Here is a 20541-nt window from a genome sequence, read left to right as displayed (position 1 = left end):
CCCAGTGTCCCAAAACGATCACGGATTGTGATTGCCCCGAGCGAGTGGTGCTGGTCCGTCCGGTAGTGCCGGGTCCGCCGAATGGCGGTTCCGGCGCGCGGTCAGGCCCGGAGTCTCACGGTCAGCACTCGGGCACCGGTCGGGCGGCGTCGAGCGCCAGGTAGACGCTGTAGGAGTACCCGCGAGCGCCGGTGGTGTGGTCGGTCAGCAGGAACCAGTACGGGTTGTCGGTGACGGGGTCGCCGGCTTCCTCGCACCAGACGGTGACCCGGTGGTGCCGGCGACCGAGCCCCTGCACGGCGGCGCCGAGGCGCGGGCCCGACCGGATGCGGACCTCGTCCTGGGTGAACGACGCCGGCACGCCGGGGTTGGACGCGGAAACCGGGGCCGCCGGAGCGGTCGACACGACGGCGGCGGCGGCGAGGACGAAGGCGGTCCGACCGATCACGTTTCCTCCTCGGTGCGCAATCGATTCGCCGTGAATGGGATCACGGGTGCGAGGGCCGCGCGCGGGGGAGCGCGGGAGTTCACCCCATGGTCTCGAATGCTGCGGAAAGAGCGCCGGCATTCGACGGTGCACGCAAGATGAGACCCTTTCGTCTTGCCGCACAAGTGGTTCGGTTTCCTCGGAGGTCTTCCGCACGACGGTGAATGCGCTATTGTCTACTTCGCTCGGCGAAGGGGTCTCTCCGAGGGGAAGTGCAATGGTGTCGAATACTTCGGCGACTCCGCGCCATCCGTCCGCCGTGCATTGCGGGCCGAAGTTCCTTCCGATTCACGGGTAATGCGGATCGGTGTGGAATCGGTCGGGTGGAACGCGCCGGGAGAGCGGGGGTGGGGGCTGTCCGGGATCGACCAGCGGGTGGGTGCCGCCGGCGGCTCGGTGGTCGTGCAGTCCGGCCGGGACGTGGTCGTCGGCGACGTCACCCTGGCGGCCGGGTCGCCGGTCCGGGCGTGCTACCGCCACCAGGTGGAGCGGATCGCGCCGGAGCGCCTGCTCGACCGGGAGGCCGAACTGGCGGAACTGGCCGACTTCGCCCGCTCGCCGCAGGCGGCGAACCGCTACCGGTGGTGGCGGGCCGGGCCGTGGACCGGGAAGACGGCGCTGCTGTCGTGGTTCGTGCTGCACCCGCCCGAGGGCGTGCGGGTCGTGTCGTTCTTCGTCAGTTCCCGCCTCCCGGGGCAGGCCGACCGGGCCGCGTTCGTCGACGCGCTGCTGGAACAACTGCTGACCCTGCTGGACCGGGGCGTGCCGCCGCTGCTGTCCGACGCGACGCGCGAATCGCACCTGCACGGGCTGCTGGCGGAGGCGGCGGCCTCCTGCCGGGACCGGGGTGAGGCGCTGCTGCTGGTCGTGGACGGCTTGGACGAGGACCGGGGCTACACGACCCGCCACGACGCGCACAGCGTCGCGGCGCTGCTGCCGGCGACGCTCCCGGCGGGGGTCCGGGTCGTGGTCGCGGGCCGCCCCGACCCGCCCCTGCCCGAGGACCTCGGCGACCGGCACCCGTTGCGGTGCGCCGGGGTCGTGCGCGCGCTGGCCCCCTCGCCGCACGCGCGGGCGTCGCGCGGGGAGGTGGAGCGCGACCTCAAGCGGCTGCTCGCCGGCACGTCGCTGGAGCGGGACCTGCTCGGACTGCTGGTGGTCTCCGGCGGCGGGCTGAGCGCGGACGACCTGGCCGGGCTGACCGGCGCGAGCCGTTGGCAGGTGCGGGAGCACCTGGAGACGGTCGCCGGCCGGAGCTTCACCCGGCGAGCCGGGGACCTCGTGCCGAGGACCGAGGTGTACCTGCTGGGCCACGACGACCTCCGCGCCGCTGCGGCGGAGCTGGTGCACGACCGGCTGCCGGAGCACCGCGACCGCCTGCACGCCTGGGCGCGGGACCACGCCCGGCGCGGGTGGCCGGCCGGCACGCCCGAGTACCTGCTCCGGGGCTACCACGCGATGCTGGTGGCGGCCGGGGAGCTGGACCGGGCCACGGCCTTGTGCACCGACCCGCTGCGCCACGAGCGGATGCTCGCCGCCACCGGGAGCGACGCCACCGCCCTGACGCAGGTCACCGCAACCCTGGACGCCCGCGCCGCCGCGCCGGCCGCCGACCTGGCGGCGGTGGCACGCTTGGCGGCGCACCGCGACCACCTCCGCGACCGCATCACCCGCATCCCGCCGGGAGCGCCCGTCCTGCTGGCCCGCATCGGCCGCCACGACCGGGCGCTCGCGCTGGCCCGCGCCATCACGCTCACCGAAAGGCAGAGCGAGGTCCTGGCGCAGGTGGCGGGGGAGTTCGACAAGGCCGGCCGCGCCGACGAGGCGGCGGAGCTGATGGAGGCGGCGATCCGGGCGGCCCGCTCCGACCACGCGTCGCACCAGCTGGGTCGCGCCCTCGCCACGGTCCGGGACGCCGGGCGCGCGGCCGGCTCGGTCGCACGCGAGAGCGCGGCGGCGTGGTCCACCGCGCGCGGCGGGGTCGTGCCCGGGCCTGCCGCGCACGTCCCGGACGAGCTGGAGCGCCAGGCCGAGAGCCTCGCGGCGGCGGCCGGGGCGCTGGTCGCCGGCGGCCACCGCGAGCACGCGGGGCGGCTGATCAGGGCGGCGATCGACACCGCCCGGTCGACGGTCGAGGTCCACCGGCAGGCGGACGCGCTGCTCGCGGTCACCGAGGTGGCGGTGCGGGTCGGTGAGCACGACCTGGCGGTCGAGGCGGCCCGCTCCGCCGAAGACCCCTACTGCCGGCACCGGGCACTGGCGGTGGTGACCGAGCTGCTGGTGAGGAAGGGGGAGCACGCGCTGGCCACCCGGACGGCGCTGTCCATCGGCGACCCGCACCAGCGCGGCGAGACCCTGCTGCTGGTGGCGGAGGCACTGGCCCGCGAGGGGAGCCCGGACGTGGTGGGTCTGGTCGAGCAGGCCATCGAGCTGTTCCGCGCGCCGACGCGCTCCCCGCAGCAGAACCAGGCGCTCATGTTCGTGGCGGAGGCGGTGGCCCGCGTCGGCTACCTGGAGTGGGCCGCCGAACTCGTCGAGCAGGCCATCGCCGGGGCGTACGCGGTGGCCACCCCCGTCCAGGACGGCCGGGTGCTGGTCGCGGGCGCCGAAGCGCTGGCGGCGGCCGGTCACGCGCGGCGCGCGCTGGAGCTGGTGGAGGGCGCGGTCGAGGCGGTCGGCGCCGCAGCCGATCGCTACCGGCAGTGCGAGGTGCTGCTGTCGGCGGCCGGGGTGGTGGCCCGGGTGGGCGCGCGGGACCGGGCGGTCGCGCTGGCGCGGTCGGCGGTGCGGATCTCCGCCACCTTGCCGGTGCCCCAGCAACGGGGCGCGGTCCAGGCGTCGGCGGCGGCCGTCCTCGCGCGAGCCGGCGCGCACGAGAGCGCGTGCGACACGGCCCGGTCCCTGGCGGACCCGGTCCAGTCGAGCAGGGCGCTGGTGGGCGTGGCCGAAGCCGACCACGCCGACCGGGCGGGGCACCTGGTGCACGAGGCGCTCGCCGTGGCGAGGTCGATCACCGACCCCTACCAGCGGGCCGAGGCCGTGCTCCCGGTGGCGGCGGCGCTCGCCCGGCTCGGCGACCGCGCGGGCGCGGTCGGCACGGCCCGCGCCGTCGCCGACCCCGAGCAGCGGAGCAGGGCGCTGCTCGCGGTGGGCGCGGCGCTGCGCGAGGCGGGGCGCGGTGGCCGGACCGCCGACCTGGCGCACGAGGTGATCGACCTCGCGCGGGCGAACCCGGACCTCGACCAGCGGTGCCGGACGGTGGTGGCGGTCGCCGACCTGGCGGTGGACGTGGGGCGCGCGGACCGGGCCACCCGGCTGGCGGTCGAGGTGGTGGACCTCGCGCGCACCCACGGCGACCCCTACCGCCGGGGGGAGATCCTGATCTCGGCCGCTGCGGTGCTCGGTCGGGCCGGTGCCTACGAGGCGGCGATCGAGGCCCTCCGCTCGGTCACCGACCCCTACCAGCACGGGCGCGCGCTCGTCCTGCTCGTGGCCGCGCTCTCCGAGCGGGGTGACCACGAACTGGCCATCGAGGTCGCCCGGTCGATCGCCGATCCCCGCCGGCGCGGCCAGGCGTGGATGGCCGCTGCGGCAGCCGTGGCGACCGGCGGCCCCGAGGACCTGGCCGTCGCCTGCGCCGTGTCGGCGCTGCGGACCGGCCACTGGCAGGCGGCACCGCAGGACCTGTGCAAGGTCTCGGCGCGCGCCGCGCTCGCACTGTTCGAGGAGGCGACGGCGCTGTCCCGGCGACGCGCCTGACGCCGGTGGTTCAGCGGGAGACGAAGATGCAGAAGGGGTGGCCCGCCGGGTCGGCGTAGACGCGCAGGGGCTCGTCCGGGTCGTCACGGCGGTCCAGCAGCAGCTTCCCGCCCAGGGACAGGACCCGCTCGTGCTGGGCGTCGAGCTGGTCGGTCGACGTCACGGTCAGGTCCAGGTGCAGTTGCTGCGGCACCGGCTCCGGCTCCGGCCAGGTGGGCTGGGGGAGCCGGTCGACCTGCTGGAAGGCCAGTTGGACGCCTCCCGGGTTGCGCAGCACCAGCCAGTCCGCGCCGCGCTCGTCCCGCGTGCCGGCGGCCGGCGGCTCGTCCCCGGCGCGGTAGTGCAGGGCGAGCAGGCGGCGGTAGAACTCGGCCAGGGCTCGGGCGTCGGTGCAGTCGAGCACCACCTGGCACAGCCTCGGCACGGCTTCCGGCTCGGTCAAGACGATCACCTCCACGACCATTCTGCGGTCCCGCGACGCCGGCCGCGCCCGGAGCGGGGCGGGCCGTGCGGCGGGTCACTTGTCGCGGGGGTAGGTCTTCTGCACCTCGCCCTTCAGCGTCGCCTGGAGGTACGCGCCGCCGTAGTCGTCGGCCAGGTACAACCGCACCGAGGGCACCTTGTCGATCAGGCCCGTGTCGATGATCAGGTACCGCGCGGTCGGCTTCGGGACACCCAACTCCTTGTCGGCCTGCTCGAACAGCGCGGGCAGGGCGTCCCACGCCACGTCGTCCAGGTCGAGCACGGCCCGGTCGGCGTCCACCCCGTCCGGGCGCTGCCGGCTCGCCGTGCCGTTGCGGTACTCGAAGTTGTCGAAGCCGTGCGCGACCGCCGCCGTCGGGGCGGTCGCCGTGGCGCGGTCCGACCACAGCGTCAGCTCGGAGACCTTCGTGCCGCCCATCACCTCGCTGAGCGCGCCGACCGCCTTGCGCGCGCCGGCGGGCGTGAGCAGGTCGTCCTTCGCCGGGGTGGCCGCCGTGGTCGTCGGGCCGGTGGTCGGCGCGACCGTGGGCGGGTCGACCACCGGCCGGGTGGTCACCGGCGTGGTCGCCGAGCCGGAGCCCGTGCCGGAGCCCGCCGCGCTCTCCGAGCCGATCACCTTCACCGCGATGAGCGTCGCCGCGACGACCAGCGCCACGCCGACCAGCGAGGCCACCACCGCCCCGGTCCGCCTGCGCGGCGGTCCCGGCAGCGGGGTCGGGTAGGACGGGTGACCGGGCGGCCCGCCGACCGGCGTCGGCCCGGACGCCCACTGGTAGTGGGGCTGCGGCTGGGGGCCGCTCGGCGGCCCCGCGACGGGGAACCCGGCCGGGGTGGGCGGCCCGACCGGCGGGGCCGGCTCGCGCTCGGCCACGGCGAACATCCGGTCCAGCACGTCACCGGTCGGCCGGGTCGCCGGCTCGGAGCGCAGGGCCGCGTTCAGCGCGGGCGCGAGGGCTCCCGCGCGGCGCGGCGGCGGGACCGGCTCGGTCATCACGGCCGCGAGCGTCGCCATCGTGGTCGCGCGGCGCATCGGGTGGCTGCCCTCGACGGCCACGTAGAGCAGCATCGCCAACGACCAGAAGTCCGACGCGGTGTTCGTCTCGTCGCCGCGCAGCCGCTCCGGCGCGATGTACTCCGGCGACCCGATCACGTCACCGGTCGCGGTGAGCTGGGACGAGCCCTGGAGGGCCGCGATGCCGAAGTCGGTGAGCACGGCGCTGCCGTCGGTGCGCAGCAGCACGTTGCCGGGCTTGACGTCGCGGTGCATCACGCCCGCCGAGTGGGCCGAGCGCAGCGCCGCGAGCACGTCGCGCCCGACCCGAGCCGCCTCGGCCGGGGTGAGCACGCCCTCGGCGAGCCGCGCGTCCAGCGACGTGCCCCGGACGAGCTCCATCACGATCCACGGGTACGGCGAGTCGGGCGACTCGATGATCTGGTAGATCGACACGACGTTCGGGTGCTGCAGCCGGGCGAGCGCGCGGGACTCGCGCAGCACGCGCTCCCGGAGCTGGGCGGCCATCGCCGGGTTGCCCTCGATCTGGTCGGCGTCGGCCGGGCGGACCTCCTTGATGGCCACCTCGCGGTGCAGCCCGAGGTCGAGGGCACGCCACACCGTCCCCATGCCGCCGCTGCCCAGCCTCTCCAGCAGCTCGAACCGGCCGTCGAGGATTCGTCCGGTGTGCTCTCGCTCAGACACGGCGACACGCTAGCAACCGGCGACCGGCGACCGGGTGATAGGAGGCACTTCCCGGGCACCGGTGGTGGCACCGCGTGACCGACCCGCCACGGACGTCGGGGGTCCGCCCGGCCGGGGCGGGCGGGCGTTCGGCCCAACGGGGCGGGGCCCGAATGCCCTCACCCGCCGTGGGGAGCCCGGTGAAGACCTTCGGATGGACTTCGGAAGCCGTTGTGCCACAACGGTTGTGGGCATCGGGAGCGCGAGCATACGGTGCGCTGGTCAGTGGATCCGAAGGGGGATTTCCGATGAGCACGAAGCAGGGCCGCAAGTACCTCGCCTACCTCGCCGCGCTGGCCGCGACCACGGGCACGGCGGTCGCGGCGGCACCGGTCGCCGTCGCGGCGACCGGACCGGTGGACGTGGCCAAGGTGAAGATCGCGCACCTGGAGCAGGTGTCGGTGGGCGACCAGCACGTCGCCGGCGGGTTCCTGGAGTGCCAGGCGGACTGGCCGCAGTGCGCGCCGCGCCTGGACGACCAACTGGCGTGACCACCGTCCAACGGCGGTTGCAGGTCGTCGTGAAGGTGTCCAAGTTCTGCAACCTGCGGTGCCGCTACTGCTACGAGTACGACGAACTGGGCAACCGGGAGCGCATCGACCCGGACCGCCTGCACGCGCTGTTCACCTCCCTGCACGAGCACCTCACCGAGGTGGACGCCAGGGACGGCGCGCGGACCGGCGTCGACTTCATCTGGCACGGCGGCGAGCCGCTGATGCTCGAACCGGGGTACTACCGGGCCGCGTTCGCCGACCTCCGCGCGGTGTTCGGCGAGCGCACCCACCGGCACGTCGTGCAGACCAACCTGACCAGGCTGGACGACGACCGCCTGGCCCTGCTGCGCGACGAGTTCGACAGCATCGGGGTGTCCTTCGACGTGGTCGGCGGGCTGCGCGTCAACCTCGCCGGCCGGGACAGCACCCGAGGGGTCGCGGCGAACATGCTGCGGCTGCGCGAGCACGGCGTCCGGTTCGGCTGCATCACGGTCCTGACGGCGGCGAACGCGCACCGGGTGGACGAGATCTTCGACTTCTACGAGCGGCAGGGGACCTCGTTCCGCGTCCTGCCGCTGTTCGACGGGGCGTTCGCCGACCAGCACGCGGGGTACGACGTGGACAACGCCACCATCGTCTCGGCGCTCACCCGCCTGTTCGACCGGTGGCTGGCCAGCCCGAGCGCGATCCAGGTGTCGCCGCTCGACGAGTACACCGACCGCGCCATCCGCCACCTGACCGGCGCGGAACCGGTGTACTACAACCGCCGGGAGTGGCTGGACGTCATCCTGGTCAACACCGACGGCGAGGTCTACGCCTTCGGTGACCCGTTCGACGACCCGCGGCACAGCCTGGGCAACGCCTTCACCACCGGGCTGCGGGAGGTCTTCACCGGTCCCGGCTACGACCGGTCGGCGTCGGCGGCGGAGCTGCGGATGGCGGCGAACTGCGTGTCCTGCCCGTTCTTCGGCGCGTGCTCGGGCAGTTACGTGGCCGACGGCGAGACGTCCGCCCGTGACCTCGCGGACGGGGCGGTGCGGGCGTGCGTGGTGGAGCGCGCGGTCATCGAGCACATCGCGTGGCGGCTGCGCGACATCCCGGACCTGGCCCCGAGGTGGACGGCCGGGCAGGCGGAACCGGTCGCCTTCTGACCACCGGAGGGGGCGGACCCGCGCCCACCTCCTCCGGGAACGGCACGCGCCCGCCGGTGTCACCGGCGGGCGCGTGCCGTGTCGGTCGGGTGGTCAGTCGAGGTCGGGGTAGCGCAGTCGGGTGTGGTCGGTGGTGCCGACGCCGCCGATGTTCGTGGGCGAGTTCCACTGGCCGGCGAAGGCGTTGTTGTTCCACCAGGCGGTGAGGGTGCCGTTGGCTTCGGCGCGGATGGCGTCGGCCTTGTTGTCGCCGTCGAGGTCGGCGAATTCGATGCGGGTGTGGTCGGTGGTTCCTACCCCGCCGATGGTGACGGGGGAGTTCCACTGGCCGGCGAATGCGTTGCTGTTCCACCACGCGGTCAGCAGCCCATCGGACTCCACCCGGACCAGGTCGGCCCTGGCGTCACCGTCCAGGTCGGCGAGACGCAACCGGGTGTGGTCGGTCGAGCCGACGCCGCCGATGGTGCCCGGCGCGCCCCACTGGCCGGCGAGCGCGTTGTTGTTGCGCCACGCGGCCAACGTGCCGTCCGCTTCGAACCGGACGAGGTCGTCCCGCCCGTCGCCGTCGAGGTCGCCGAACCGCAGCCGGGTGTGGTCCGTGGAGCCGACGCCGCCGATGGTGGCCGGTGCGCTCCACTGGCCCGCGAAGGCGTTGTTGTTGCGCCACGCGGTGAGCGTGCCGTCCCCCTCGACGCGGACCAGGTCGTCCCGCCCGTCACCGTCGAGGTCCGGGAAGTGCAGCCGGGTGTGGTCGGTGCTGCCGACGCCGCCGATGCCGGCCGGCGCGTTCCACTGCCCGGCGAACGCGTTGCTGTTCCACCAGCCGGTCAGGGAGCCGTCGGCCTCGATCCGCACGAGGTCCGCCCGGCCCTGGCCGGGGGAGTTCCACAGGTGCTGGACGATGGTGACCGCGTCGGACGCCTCGACGCCGTACCGGTAGCGGTACTGCGCGGCGGGGCGCTGCACGTCGGCGGCCACGTCGCCGATCGGCGCGGTGTTCCACGAGCCGCCCGGGTAGAAGTTCTGCATCACGTCGAGGAACTTGCCGGTGGCGATCACCGGGTCGGTGCGCTCGGCGAAGCTGCCCCACGAGGCCCGCTGCTGGAACAGGCCGACCGAGTCCAGGTCGCCGCCGTCCAGGTTGGCGTTGCTGGTCTCCACGATGGTCGTGGCGATGGCGATCGCCGCCGCCCGCTCGTTGAGCCCCCGCGCCTTCACGCTCTGCACGACCGCACGGGCGCAGGACGTGTTGTAGGCGGTCATGTAGCCGCGCATCTTGTTGTTCAGCAGCGGGTTGAGCGCCGTGGCCGCCGCCCCGTCCGCAGCGCTCGGGCCGCCCGCGACGCACGGCAGCGCGGTGAAGTTCGCGCTGACCTGGGCCGGCCAGATCTCGGTGGGGTCCTCCGGCGGAGCCGCCGACGCGGTCCCCGTGGCGATGCCGGCGAGCACCGCCGCCACCGCCGCTGCCGACGCTATCCGGCCGAGTGTGGTCGAGTTGTTCATGTCCCCGCTCTTTTCCGACGTTGTGGTGGGTGTGGGTGGAGTGCGACCGGTCAGTCGAGGTCGGGGTAGCGCAGTCGGGTGTGGTCGGTGGTGCCGACGCCGCCGATGTTCGTGGGCGAGTTCCACTGGCCGGCGAAGGCGTTGTTGTTCCACCAGGCGGTGAGGGTGCCGTTGGCTTCGGCGCGGATGGCGTCGGCCCGGTTGTCGCCGTCGAGGTCGGCGAATTCGATGCGGGTGTGGTCGGTGGTGCCTACCCCGCCGATGATGACGGGGGAGTTCCACTGGCCGGCGAGCGCGTTGTGGTTCCACCACGCGGTGAGCAGGCCGTCCGCCTCGACGCGGATCAGGTCGTCGCGGTTGTCGCCGTCGAGGTCGCCGAACCGGAGTCGGGTGTGGTCGGTCGAGCCGACGCCGCCGATGGTGCCCGGTGCGCCCCACTGGCCGGCGAGCGCGTTGTTGTTGCGCCACGCGGTGAGCGTGCCGTCGGCCTCGACGCGGACCAGGTCGTCGCGCTTGTCACCGTCGAGGTCCGCGAGGCGCAGTCGGGTGTGGTCGGTGCTGCCGACGCCGCCGATGGTGGCGGGAGCGCTCCACTGGCCGGCGAAGGCGTTGTTGTTGCGCCACGCGGTGAGCGTGCCGTCCGCTTCGATGCGGACCAGGTCGTCCCGGCTGTCGCCGTCGAGGTCGCCGAACCGGAGTCGGGTGTGGTCGGTGCTGCCGACGCCGCCGATGCCGGCCGGCGCGTTCCACTGCCCGGCGAACGCGTTGCTGTTCCACCAGCCGGTCAGGGAGCCGTCGGCCTCGATCCGCACCAGGTCGGCCCGGCTGGACGGGGTCTCGACGATGTTCTTGTAGCGCTTGGGGACGAAGGTGTCCGCCCAGCTCTGGGCCCACACGCGCTGTTCGGCGAAGTGGCCGTAGTCGTACTCCTCCCACACGACCGGGCGGGTCTGCGCGGTGTCGGCCCAGCCCATGAACAGCGCGATGTGCTGGACGGCGGTGTCGTGCCGCCACAGCACGTCACCCGGCCGGAGGTCGGATCTGCTGATCGTGTCCATGAACGGCTGGAGCGAGTAGGTGGTGTAGCTGTTGTCCATGCCCCACGCCATGGAGACGTAGCCCGAGCAGTCCTGCCGGTAGGTGCCGTACTGGTTCGAGTGGTACAGCGACTGGCTGTAGGGCACCTGCTCGTCGATCCACGTCTGCGCCCGCTTGCGGACCTCGGCCCGGTCGATCGGGTTGTTCGCCATGATCCGGGGAGCCGACGACTCGACGCCCTCCGGCGACGTGCCCGCCGTCGCCTCGGTGACGTCGGCGGACCGGTCCGCCACCAGCCCCGGCCCGACGTGCCCGCCCCCGGCCGGTGCGGCCGACGCGGCCGGTCCGGTGGAGAGGGTCGTGGTCGCCGCGATCAGCGCCACGACAGCGCCCGCCCGGCGGGCGAGCAGTTTCATCCCAGCCATCCTTGAATCCCCCTGCTTCGATTTTCCGTGGTCCGTGCCAGTGCTGAGGAACGCTAGGCAGGGGCTCTCCAGGAATCCTGAAAGTGGCCGCCGAGGTCTTTTCAGACTTCTTTGAGGGGGTGCTGGTCGTGCTCGGGGCCGCGCCACGGGCACCCGTGCGGGCGTGTTCTCGCGCAATCGCGGACAGTGGCTGTCCGCGTGGGGTGCGATGCTGGGGCCGAAGACCACCCGACGAACGGAGCACCACGATGAGCCGCCAGGTGCAGGTCACCTTCGACGCCCGCGACCCGCGCGCCCTGTCGTCCTTCTGGCGCGACGCGCTCGGGTACGTCCACCCCGGACCGCCCGGTGTCGAACTGTCCGAGGGGACCGACCCGCTGACCGCGTGGGACGACTTCCTGGCCCGCGCGGGCGTGCCGGAGGACCAGCGCAACAGCCGCGCGGCGATCGAGGACCCGGAAGGGCGCGGCCCGCGCGTGTTCTTCCAGCAGGTGCCGGAGAGCAAGACGGTGAAGAACCGCGTGCACCTCGACGTCCGCGCCGCCCCCGGCCTCGCCGGCGACGAGCGGATGGCGGCGCTGGAAGCCGAGTGCGCCCGCCTGGTGGCCCTGGGAGCCGCCCGCGTGCGCCGCGTCGACCCCGCCCCGCCGATGGAGTCGGGCTTCATCGTGATGACCGACCCGGAGGGCAACGAGTTCTGCCTCGACTAGCCCGGGCGGGCACGGGTGGAGCCCCGACGTCGACCGGGGGGTGACGTCGGGGCTCCGGGTGCTACAGCGCCAGCAGCGCCCGTGCCGGGACCCTGCGGTCCGACAGCGGTCGGACCGCCAGCTTGAGCAGGGCCAGCGGGTTGTCGTCGCCGGCGATGCGGTTGGTGCTCAGCTCACCGCACAGCAGGCAGTGGTGGACGAGCAGCCACTCGCCGTCCGGTCGGCTCGACAGGCTCAGCGCCTCCATCCGCCCGCCGCAGTCGGCCGCGCGGTCGCCGGGTACCCGGCCGTCCACGTGCCGGCTGCTCAGGCACTGCGGGCAGTGGTTGCGGTGCGCCGTGCCGGGTGCGGCCAGCGGCACGTCCAGGCGGCAGCCCGCGCAGCGGAACGTGCCGCCGGGTCGCCGGTCGGTGCCCGGCGGGGCCTCCTTGCGCCGCTGGACGCGCCGCTGCACGCCCCGGTCGGTGTGCCGCGAGTTGTGGCGTGGCATGGTCCTCTCCGTTCCCGACGACCTCACAGGTCGCCGAACAGCTCCAGCGGGAACGGTGGTTGGGCCAGTGGGCGCACGGCCAGCCGCATCAGGATGAGCTGGTTGTCGTCGCCCTGCACGCGGTTCGCGGTCAGCTCGTCGCAGCGCGTGCAGCGGTGGATGACCTTCCAGTCGCCGTTGCGCAGCACCGCGATCGAGATCGGCGACATGCGCGCCCGGCACTCGGACGGCCCGCCCTCGACGTGGTCGTGGACGTGCCGCGAGTGCACGCAGCTCGGGCAGTGGTTGCGCCGCTTGCCGTCAGGGCCGGAAGCGGCGACCGTCAGGCCGCACCACACGCAGACGAAGGTCTCCGTGGACGTGCGCGAACGGTTCGGGTCGGTGGTCTTGTCGGTGTTGGACACCCGGAACTCTCCTAGCCGGATCTCGTACTTCGTACGGTCGAGGGCCGGAGGGGGCCGAGAAGTCCTCGCTCAGTGGGCGGGCCGCGTCGGAGGACGGGCAGCCCGGAGCCGCACCGGGGGGTGCCGGGGAGGCCGACGCGCGGGAGCGGTCAGCGGGAGAACCCGGCCGAGGTGCGGTGGCGAGGCACGCTCGGCCCGTGCTGGGGCATAGATCATCTGCTTTCCCGGGCGGACGCCCACGAGTTCCGGTCGGACGCGGGGACGGTACCGACCGGCTCCGCCACCGGCCAACGCATTTTCGCGCGCACCGGCCGTGGCGGGGCCGGTCACCCGACGTCGGACCAGAGCTGGTCGACCAGCGCGGCGGCCAGCCCGGCCAGCTCGGCTCCGCCGGTCCGGCCGACGCGGGTCCACGCGCCGAGGCTGACCTCGTAGAGCGGCCGGTCCCACGCGTCCGGGTCGGTCAGGTAGCCCAGGTAGTCGTTGGCGTACCCCACGGCCAGCACCCGGCGCCCGTCGTCGGACAGGGCCTTGAGGCCGAGGCCCAGCTCCACGAACGGCTCACCCGGCAGGCCGGCGCACGCGACGTCGCCCAGGCGCAGCACCTGCACCTCCGCCGGGATCGGGTCGGTGCCCCGGTCGATGGCGACGAGCTCCTCCTCGGTGCTCTGCACCTGCTCGGTGAGCGCGACCACGGCGAGCCGGGGCGCACCGGACGCGACGGCCTCCGCCAGCGCCTGCCGACGCGCCTCCAGCTCGGCCTGGAACGGTGCCCGGTCCGGCAGGTCCCGCGACGCCACGTCGATCCGTTGCGACCGCGCGGCGACCGGCCCGGACACCACGTGGTCGGCCTCCTCGACCACCTCGACCACGCGCACGCCCAGCGCCATGCCCATCCGCTCGGCGTGCGCGAAGGCGTCCAGCACGTTGTCGGGCACCAGTTCGTGCTCCGCGTCGAACGGCGACCGCCACGAGCCGTTCTCGTCGTGGGTCAGCGGGTCGGGCGGCGGCGCGAGGTTGCCGCACGCGCCCTGGAGGAACAGCGCCGCGCGGCAGCCGGGCACGTTGCGCTCGACGAGGTCCGAGGCCACGCCGGGGAAGTCGGCGGAGGCGTACGGCTGCACCTGCACGATCACCGGGTGCGTGGCGAAGCTGTAGAGCACCGCGCTCCAGCCCGGTGCCTCCAGCACCAGCACGTCCAGCTCGGGGTCGTCCGGCGCGGCGTCCGGGTCCGGGTACGACCAGGAGTTGCGGTTGATCGCCAGGGTGCCGCGCAGCACCTCGCCGGTGCCGCGCCGGGCGGTGACCGGGCGCATGTCCTCGACCGCCCGGACCGCCGCGTCGACCAGCGAGCCGGCGAACCCCTCCAGCCACGCGCCCGCGCCGGGGGTGTCCAGCAGCGGGCGGAAGTCGGCGGTCTCCGGGCTGGAGTGGGTGTGCGAGCTGGTGACCATCACGTGCGAGGGCGGCACGCCGGTGGCCGCCTCGATCGCGGCGCGCACCTCGTCGGTGAAGTGCCTGCCGGGGCCGAGAATGGCGTTGTTGATGCCGAGAGCGTCCACGGAGACCAGGACCACCGTCTCGCCGCCGGTCTCGCCGAACGCGACGGCGCGGGCGTGCAGCGCGTCGTGGACGCCGGCGTACGGCGAGTGCCGGGGGAGACCTCCCAGGTAGGGGATGGTCGTCGGCGGCGTCAGGTCCACCTTCGCCGCGCCCGCTGCGTAGGCCATCTCGGTCCTCCCGTCCTCGGTCGGTCCAGGATGCGCGAGGGCGGGTGGCGCGCGGCGCGGCTCGGGTGCCGACCACCCGATCAGCGGTACGCCGGGCGGTGCCGTCCGATCCGGACCAGCGCCGCCCGTCGTACCCCGGGGTCACGCCCGGTAGCGGGTGGCGATCGCGGTCGCCCGGTCGTGCAGGGCGGTGCGCAGCCACTCCGGGGCGAGGGCCTCGGCACCGGTGGAGAGCTGCCACAGCGCCCACTCGGCGTGCCGGCGGTCCTGGAAGGTGACCTCCAGGCGCAGCCGGCCGTCCTCCTCGGCCTCCTCGCCGTGCACGGCCAGCGCGGTGCCCACCAGTTCCTCCCGCCGCGCCGGGTGCAGCCGCACCAGCACGGCCACCGTGTCGCCGCCGGTCCGGAACCGCGTGCCGCGCTCCTGCCAGGCCCGGCCCAGGTCGACCCGGTCCGCCCGCTGCGCCGGTTCGGCCAGTTCCTCGGCGGCGGTCAGCCGGGACAGCCGGTAGGTGCGGTCCTCACCGGACCGGGTGGCCAGCAGGTAGCCCTGGTCGCGCACGGTGACCAGGCCGATCGGGTCCACCGTGCGCCACCGCGGCCCCTGCCCGGCGGCGGCGTAGCGGATGCGCAGCTTGTGCCCGGCGAACACCGCGCGGCGGACCTCGGCCACGATCGCGTCGGGCACCTCGTCGACGACCGCGCGGCGCGAGAGCAGGTCCGTCTCCGGGTCGACGAGCAGCCTCTCGGCCACGCCGGCCGCCGCGTGCCGGTGGCTCTCGGGCAGGGCGTCGACCACCTTGAGCACGGCCGAGGCGAGCGCGGAGCCGAGGCCGAACGCCTGCGCGCCGCGCCGCGACCCGGCGACCAGCAGGGCGAGCGCCTCGTCGTGGTTCAGGCCGGTCAGCTCGGTCCGGAAGCCGGGCAGCAGCGCGAAACCGCCGTGCCGGCCGCGTTCGGCGTAGACCGGGACGCCGGCCGCCGACAGCGCCTCGACGTCGCGCAGCACGGTGCGCGTGGACACCTCCAGTTCGCGGGCCAGCACCGTCGCGGACAGCCGGCCGTGCCGGCGCAGCAGGAGCACCAGCGAGACCAGGCGGTCGGCGCGCACGGCCGAAATCCTACGGGAATACACGACAGAGGGTGTCGTGATTCGTTGCGAGGCTCTGAGCACGACGCCGGACCGGCGGCTGCCGAGCCGGCGGACGTGCGTCGCGTCGATGAACCGGATGGAGCTGAAGTGGCAGTGGAGCGAACGGCGGTCAACCCGTGGCCCTGGTCGGTGGAGCTGGGCTACCACCAGGGGGAGGTCGTCTCCGGGCACACCCGCACCCTGTACTGCTCCGGGCAGGCCGCCATGGGCGGCGACGGCACGCCCCGGCACGCGGGTGACGTGGCAGCGCAACTGGCGTTGAGCCTGGACAACCTGGAGGCGGTCCTGGACGGGGCCGGGATGGCGCTGGCGAACCTGGTCCGGCTGACCGTCTACACCACCGACGTCGACGGGCTCTTCGAGCACTACGGCGTCCTGGCGGCACGGCTGGGTGCCGCCGGGGTGGCACCGACCACCACGATGCTCGGGGTGGCCAGGTTGGCGGTCCCCGGGCTCGTGGTCGAGCTGGAGGGGACGGCCGTGGCGTAGCGCGGGACGGGCAGCGGGCGTCGGTACCGCCCGCTGCCCGTGCAGCGTCGACGCAGGCGGGGTGCACTGTCTACTGTGGACGTCTGACCGGCTCCCGGACCGCCGCTGCCGGTACCCGGGGTGACGGTGATGAGTAGGTTTCCCGGACAGGGGTACACAGCGGAGCATCGATCTCTCTACCCGGGGAGGAATGCCTGTGGAGGAGCGGACGAACGAATCGTGGCCCGTGGTGCTGGACGAGGTGACCGGGGCGTTGGACGTCCTCACGGTGGCCTTGGACAGCGCAGAAGACCTGGAAGCCCTGTTGAGCCTGGTGTGCGAGCAGGTCACCCAGGCGGTGCCGGGTGTCACGGACGCCACCATCACCCTGCTGACCGAGGGCAGACCGCACACGGTCGCCGGAACGGGTGAGCACGTGGTCGAGCTGGACGCGATCCAGTACGCCCAGGGTGACGGGCCGTGCCTGCGCGCCTCGCGCACCGGGGACGTCGTGCGGGTGGCCATCACCGACATCACCGACCTCTGGCCGGTCTACGCGCAGCGCTCCGCCGAGGCGGGCTTCGGCAGCTTCCTGTCCGCGCCGATGCCGGTCGACGGCGTGCACTCGGGCGCGATCAACTGCTACGCCGCCGACCAGCGGGGTTTCGCCGAACTGGACGGGAAGCTGCTCGACCTCTACACCAGTGCGACGACCGCCGCGCTGCGCGTGTACTGCCGCTACCTCCAGGCCCGCGAGACCTCCGAGCAGTTGCGCGCCGCGCTGGCCAACCGGGCGGTGATCGACCAGGCCAAGGGCATCCTCATGGCGTTGCGGCAGATCTCCGCCGACGAGGCGTTCACCCTGCTGGTCGAGCAGTCGCAGCGGGAGAACGTCAAGGTCCGCGACCTCGCCGTGCAGTTCGTCGCGCGCACCACCGGGACCGCACCGGTCGAGTGACGCGTGAACGCGGGGGCGTGCCGGCGCAGGGCCGACGCCGTCCGGGTGGTGGATGTGTCGGCACCGGCCGTGCGGGAACACCTGGTGGGCAAGCACAGCGACCGAGGAGGAGCGATGTCGACCAGCGAGACCGGTCAGGCGACCGGTACGCAGGACAAGGACTACAACATCATCTGGTTCGTCGAGGCGTGCCTGAGCAACGCGCTGCGCCTGGAGAACTACATCTCCGACGCCGAGCGGGCCGGTGACGCCGAACTGGCGGACTTCTTCCGCCGCGCCCAGGGCGAGAGCCGCAAGGGCGCGGAGCAGGGCAAGGCCCTCCTCGCCGAGCGCCTGAAGGGCTGAGCCCCGCGTTCGACAGCACCCCCAGTGCGTGGTGCCCGCAGTCTCGCGACAGCGGGCACCACGGGGCGTCCGGGCCTCGACCCGTCGGCCCAACCCACGACCGGGTTCAGCCCACGACCGCGCCCCGCACGAAGTGCCGCTGCGCCACCAGGAACAGCAGGATCAGCGGCACGGTGGCGACCGTGCTCGCCGCCATCACCAGCTCCCACTGCGCCTCACCGCCCTCGCCGAACCGGTCGAGGACCGCCTTCAGGCCGCGCGGCAGCGTGTACAGCTCCGGGTCGCGCAGGAACACCAGCGGTTTCACCAGGTCGGTCCAGGACGCCTTCAGCTCGAACACGAACACCACGACCAGGCCCGGCCAGGACTGCGGCAGCGCCATCTTGGTGAACAGCTGCCACGGGCCTGCGCCGTCGACCCGCGCGGCGTCGAACACCTCTCGCGGCAGGCCCAGGAAGAACTGCCGCAGCAGGAAGACCGAGAACGCCGAGCCGAACAGGTTCTGCGCCCACAGCGGGATCTGGGTGCTCGCCAGGCCGACCGCGTGCCACTCCAGGTACACCGGAACGAGGGTGACCGCCGCCGGGAGCATCATGGTCGCCAGCACGACGCCGAACAGCGCCGACCGGCCGGGGAAGCGGAACACGGCGAACCCGAAGGCCACTACGGCGCTGGACAGCGTCACCGCCAGGGCCGCCGCCAGCCCGATCGCCACGCTGTTGCCCACCCAGGTCAGCAACGGCACCGCCTGCCACACCTCGACGTAGTTGCCGGGGGAGAACGCGGTCGGCAGCAGGGCGTTGTCGAACACGTGCGCCCGGTCCTTCAGCGACGCGCTGACCAGCCACCAGAACGGGTAGCCGAACGCGGCCGTGACGACCAGCAGCGCCAGGACCGCCGGGATGCGCCTCATGACCCCTCGTAGTGGACGTAGTGCCGGGACAACCGCACCTGCACGACCGTCACGGCGGCGATGAGCAGGAACAGCACCCACCCCAGCGCGGAGGCGTAGCCCATCCGCAGCGAGCCGAACGCCTCCTGGAACAGGTGGACCACGTAGAACAGCGCCGCGTCGTCCTGGCTGGACCGGGTCGCCCGCGCGCCGAAGTACATCGTGTACGCCTCGGTGAACACCTGGAGCGACGCGATCGTGTTCACCACGGCGGTGAAGTAGACGGTGCCGCTGATGCCGGGCAGCGTCACGTGCCAGAACTGCCGCCACGGCCCGGCACCGTCCAGCCCGGCGGCCTCGTAGCGCTCGCGGGGCACGCGGGTCAGCGCCGCGAGGTACAGCACGGCGGTGCTGCCGACCGTCCACAGGCTCATCACCACGAGCCCCGGTTTGACCCACGCCGGGTCGGTGGTCCAGTTCGGCCCGGTGAAGCCGAACCAGCCGAGGAACGCGTTGACCGCGCCGCGCTGACCGTTGAGCAGCAACAGGAACAGCGCCGCCAACGCGACCGGCGGCGTCATCACCGGCAGGTACAGCACGGTGCGGAAGAAGCCGGCGGCCCGTCCCGCGCGCTGCATGAGCACCGCCAGCGCGAGCGCCAGCACGACCTGCGCGGGGACGTGCAGCGCGGTGAAGTACAGCGTGTTGCCCAGCGCGGTGGCGGTGCGGTCGTCGTCGACCAGCTCGCGGTAGTTGTCCAGGCCGATCGGTTCGGGCGGGGTGAGCATGTCGTAGTGGGTGAACGACAACCACAGGCTGAACGCCATCGGCCCGGCGGTGAACGCCAGGAACCCGATCACCCACGGCAGCAGGAACAGGTACCCGGCTCTGGCCTCCCGCCCCGACGTGGACGTCATCGCGTCACCCGCCGCACCGCGCCGGCCGCTTCCCGCTGCGCCCGGGCCATCGCCTCGCCGGGTGGGTCGGATCCGGACAGCACGCGGTTCACCCCGCCTTCCCACGCCCGCACCAGGTCGCTCGCCGCCGGGCTGACGGGGAGTGCGAACGCCTTGTCCTGCAACGACAGCAGCACGGGCACCGCCTGGTCGAGCAGCCGGTTGCCACCGGGGCGCCAGACCTCGCGGAAGATCCGCTCGTCCGCCTCGCGGTTCGCGGTGAACGTGCCGCCGTAGGGCTTTCCCCCGCGGGCCAGCGCATCCCGGCGCGCGGTCGCGGCGGTCACCCAGGTGTCGGTGTCGGTCATCGCGACCAGGAAGTCGCACGCCGCGTCGGGGTGCCGCGCGCCCTTGGGTATGCCCCACGCCTGCCCGCCGGAGTCGGTCAGCGGCTGCCCCTCCCGGTCGGTGAACGGCGTGACGGTGACGTCCGCGTTGGGGGTGACGGTGGCGATGGTGTTGACGTACCAGGAGTCCATCGGCATCACCGCGAGCTGCCCGGTGGCGAAGGGGTTGCCCGCGCCGAACAGGTCGAACGTGTCGCGGAACGCCTTGAACGACGCCCACCCGCCCTGTGCGCGGACCAGGTCGGCGGTGAATTCCGCCGCCTCGACCACCTTCGGGTCGTCCAGGGGTGTGTCGACCAGGCTCACGCCGTTGGCCTTGGCCCACAGCGGCAGGAACTCGGGCACCTTGGGGTCGAAGCCGATCCGCCGCACCTCGGGTCCGGCCACCTCGGCGACCCGGGCCAGCCGGGAGACGGCGGTCCAGTCGGTGGTCGACACCGCCGCCGGGTCGATGCCGGCGGCGCGCAGCACCGGGTTGTTGAGGATCAGCAGCCGGACCGACGAGAAGTCGGGCAGGCCGTGCGGCCTGCCGCCGACCGTCACCTGCCGCATCGCGGCCTCCCGGAACCGGCCGGGGTCGACGCCGTGCCGGCGCAGGCAGTCGGAGAGGTCGAGCACCGCTCCCCGGGCGGCGAAGCCGCCGACCTTGCGCCGGTCGGCGTAGACGACGTCGGGCGGGTCGCCCGCCGCGACCGAGGACAGGAACTGCTGCTCGTCGAACGCGCCCTCGGCGATGTGCAGCGCCGTGCCGGGGTGGGCCCGCCGGTACACCTCGACGCGCGCGGTCGCGTGCTCGTCGGGCAGGCCGAACCCCATGGTGACCAGGGCGTTCGGCGCGTCGGCCGGCGAAGGTCCGAGCCCGCCGCACGCGGTGAGGAGCAGGGTGGCGGCCAGCAGGGCGGTCCGGCGCATGGCGTGCTCCTCCCGGTCGCGGCACCCCTGCATTCCACGCCCGGGCCGCCACCACACCGGAGTCGCCTGAACGGGTCAGCCGAGCCGCCGTCGACTACGCGG

19 protein-coding genes are annotated in these 20541 nt (G+C 73.7%); 7 read left to right on the top strand and 12 right to left on the bottom strand.

Annotated elements, in window-relative coordinates; translation table 11 throughout:
* Positions 1 to 121: 121 nt before the first annotated feature.
* Positions 122 to 448, bottom strand: coding sequence for a hypothetical protein (locus AB0I60_RS01225; protein ID WP_360724878.1), 327 nt, complete (start codon positions 446 to 448; stop codon positions 122 to 124).
* A 348-nt stretch (positions 449 to 796) separates the two neighbouring features.
* On the opposite strand from AB0I60_RS01225, the gene AB0I60_RS01220 reads away from it, so the two are divergent.
* Positions 797 to 4246, top strand: a complete 3450-nt coding sequence (locus AB0I60_RS01220; protein ID WP_360724876.1) for a hypothetical protein — start codon at positions 797 to 799, stop codon at positions 4244 to 4246.
* A gap of 10 nt (positions 4247 to 4256) precedes the next feature.
* Here AB0I60_RS01220 and AB0I60_RS01215 read toward each other — a convergent pair whose 3' ends face one another.
* Together AB0I60_RS01215 and AB0I60_RS01210 are read right to left on the bottom strand one after the other, a co-directional pair.
* Positions 4257 to 4709, bottom strand: coding sequence for a VOC family protein (locus AB0I60_RS01215; protein WP_360724874.1), 453 nt, complete (start codon positions 4707 to 4709; stop codon positions 4257 to 4259).
* Positions 4710 to 4763: 54 nt separating this feature from the next.
* Positions 4764 to 6425 (bottom strand): serine/threonine-protein kinase, encoded by a 1662-nt coding sequence (locus AB0I60_RS01210; RefSeq protein WP_360724872.1) that lies wholly within the window; start codon positions 6423 to 6425, stop codon positions 4764 to 4766.
* Positions 6426 to 6712: 287 nt separating this feature from the next.
* Between AB0I60_RS01210 and AB0I60_RS01205 the strand changes: the two genes are divergently transcribed.
* Together AB0I60_RS01205 and AB0I60_RS01200 are read left to right on the top strand one after the other, a co-directional pair.
* Positions 6713 to 6955, top strand: coding sequence for a hypothetical protein (locus AB0I60_RS01205; RefSeq protein WP_360724870.1), 243 nt, complete (start codon positions 6713 to 6715; stop codon positions 6953 to 6955).
* On the top strand, positions 6952 to 8109 hold the full coding sequence (locus tag AB0I60_RS01200; RefSeq protein ID WP_360724868.1) for a radical SAM protein: 1158 nt from the start codon (positions 6952 to 6954) through the stop codon (positions 8107 to 8109). The genes AB0I60_RS01205 and AB0I60_RS01200 overlap by 4 nt, the downstream gene beginning before the upstream one ends.
* Positions 8110 to 8202: 93 nt before the next feature.
* On the opposite strand, the gene AB0I60_RS01195 is transcribed toward AB0I60_RS01200, so the two are convergent.
* Entirely contained in the window at positions 8203 to 9612 is a 1410-nt protein-coding gene (locus tag AB0I60_RS01195) for a VCBS repeat-containing protein (protein ID WP_360724866.1), read from the bottom strand.
* Positions 9613 to 9662: 50 nt separating this feature from the next.
* The gene (locus AB0I60_RS01190; RefSeq protein WP_360724864.1) at positions 9663 to 11075 is read right to left on the bottom strand and encodes an FG-GAP-like repeat-containing protein; all 1413 of its coding nucleotides are present in this window, start codon (positions 11073 to 11075) and stop codon (positions 9663 to 9665) included.
* Positions 11076 to 11323: 248 nt separating this feature from the next.
* Between AB0I60_RS01190 and AB0I60_RS01185 the strand changes: the two genes are divergently transcribed.
* Positions 11324 to 11785: a VOC family protein gene (locus AB0I60_RS01185; RefSeq protein ID WP_360724862.1), complete on the top strand. Its 462-nt coding sequence runs from the start codon at positions 11324 to 11326 to the stop codon at positions 11783 to 11785.
* Positions 11786 to 11846: 61 nt separating this feature from the next.
* Here the strand turns inward: AB0I60_RS01185 and AB0I60_RS01180 are convergent, their stop codons facing one another.
* The 4 genes from AB0I60_RS01180 to AB0I60_RS01165 all read right to left on the bottom strand — a co-directional run bounded on the left by AB0I60_RS01180 (position 11847) and on the right by AB0I60_RS01165 (position 15519).
* Positions 11847 to 12275 carry an RNHCP domain-containing protein gene (locus AB0I60_RS01180; RefSeq protein ID WP_360724860.1) on the bottom strand — a complete coding sequence of 143 codons (429 nt, stop codon included), beginning with the start codon at positions 12273 to 12275 and terminating at the stop codon, positions 11847 to 11849.
* A 23-nt stretch (positions 12276 to 12298) separates the two neighbouring features.
* Positions 12299 to 12679 carry an RNHCP domain-containing protein gene (locus tag AB0I60_RS01175; RefSeq protein WP_360724858.1) on the bottom strand — a complete coding sequence of 127 codons (381 nt, stop codon included), beginning with the start codon at positions 12677 to 12679 and terminating at the stop codon, positions 12299 to 12301.
* A gap of 326 nt (positions 12680 to 13005) precedes the next feature.
* Entirely contained in the window at positions 13006 to 14409 is a 1404-nt protein-coding gene (locus AB0I60_RS01170) for a neutral/alkaline non-lysosomal ceramidase N-terminal domain-containing protein (protein ID WP_360724856.1), read from the bottom strand.
* 141 nt (positions 14410 to 14550) lie between these two features.
* On the bottom strand, positions 14551 to 15519 hold the full coding sequence (locus AB0I60_RS01165) for a WYL domain-containing protein (protein WP_360724854.1): 969 nt from the start codon (positions 15517 to 15519) through the stop codon (positions 14551 to 14553).
* A 135-nt stretch (positions 15520 to 15654) separates the two neighbouring features.
* On the opposite strand from AB0I60_RS01165, the gene AB0I60_RS01160 reads away from it, so the two are divergent.
* From AB0I60_RS01160 to AB0I60_RS01150, 3 genes are all read left to right on the top strand, one after another.
* A complete protein-coding gene (locus AB0I60_RS01160) occupies positions 15655 to 16050 on the top strand; it encodes a RidA family protein (protein WP_360725740.1) in 396 nt (131 codons plus the stop codon).
* A 196-nt stretch (positions 16051 to 16246) separates the two neighbouring features.
* The gene (locus AB0I60_RS01155) at positions 16247 to 16987 is read left to right on the top strand and encodes a GAF and ANTAR domain-containing protein (RefSeq protein WP_360724852.1); all 741 of its coding nucleotides are present in this window, start codon (positions 16247 to 16249) and stop codon (positions 16985 to 16987) included.
* A 114-nt stretch (positions 16988 to 17101) separates the two neighbouring features.
* On the top strand, positions 17102 to 17332 hold the full coding sequence (locus tag AB0I60_RS01150) for a hypothetical protein (protein ID WP_360724850.1): 231 nt from the start codon (positions 17102 to 17104) through the stop codon (positions 17330 to 17332).
* A gap of 106 nt (positions 17333 to 17438) precedes the next feature.
* Here AB0I60_RS01150 and AB0I60_RS01145 read toward each other — a convergent pair whose 3' ends face one another.
* From AB0I60_RS01145 to AB0I60_RS01135, 3 genes are read right to left on the bottom strand one after another with little or no spacing between them, the layout of a single operon-like run.
* Positions 17439 to 18245, bottom strand: coding sequence for a carbohydrate ABC transporter permease (locus tag AB0I60_RS01145; RefSeq protein ID WP_360724848.1), 807 nt, complete (start codon positions 18243 to 18245; stop codon positions 17439 to 17441).
* On the bottom strand, positions 18242 to 19141 hold the full coding sequence (locus AB0I60_RS01140; RefSeq protein ID WP_360724846.1) for a sugar ABC transporter permease: 900 nt from the start codon (positions 19139 to 19141) through the stop codon (positions 18242 to 18244). The genes AB0I60_RS01145 and AB0I60_RS01140 overlap by 4 nt, the downstream gene beginning before the upstream one ends.
* The gene (locus AB0I60_RS01135; protein ID WP_360724844.1) at positions 19138 to 20439 is read right to left on the bottom strand and encodes an extracellular solute-binding protein; all 1302 of its coding nucleotides are present in this window, start codon (positions 20437 to 20439) and stop codon (positions 19138 to 19140) included. Before AB0I60_RS01135 ends, AB0I60_RS01140 begins: the two co-directional genes overlap by 4 nt.
* Positions 20440 to 20541 lie beyond the last annotated feature (102 nt).

Source organism: Actinosynnema sp. NPDC050436 (assembly GCF_040655415.1).
In the GTDB taxonomy this organism is placed as follows: domain Bacteria; phylum Actinomycetota; class Actinomycetes; order Mycobacteriales; family Pseudonocardiaceae; genus Actinosynnema.
Note: the sequence above shows the minus strand (reverse complement) of the source record. Positions and strands in the feature narration are given on the sequence as shown.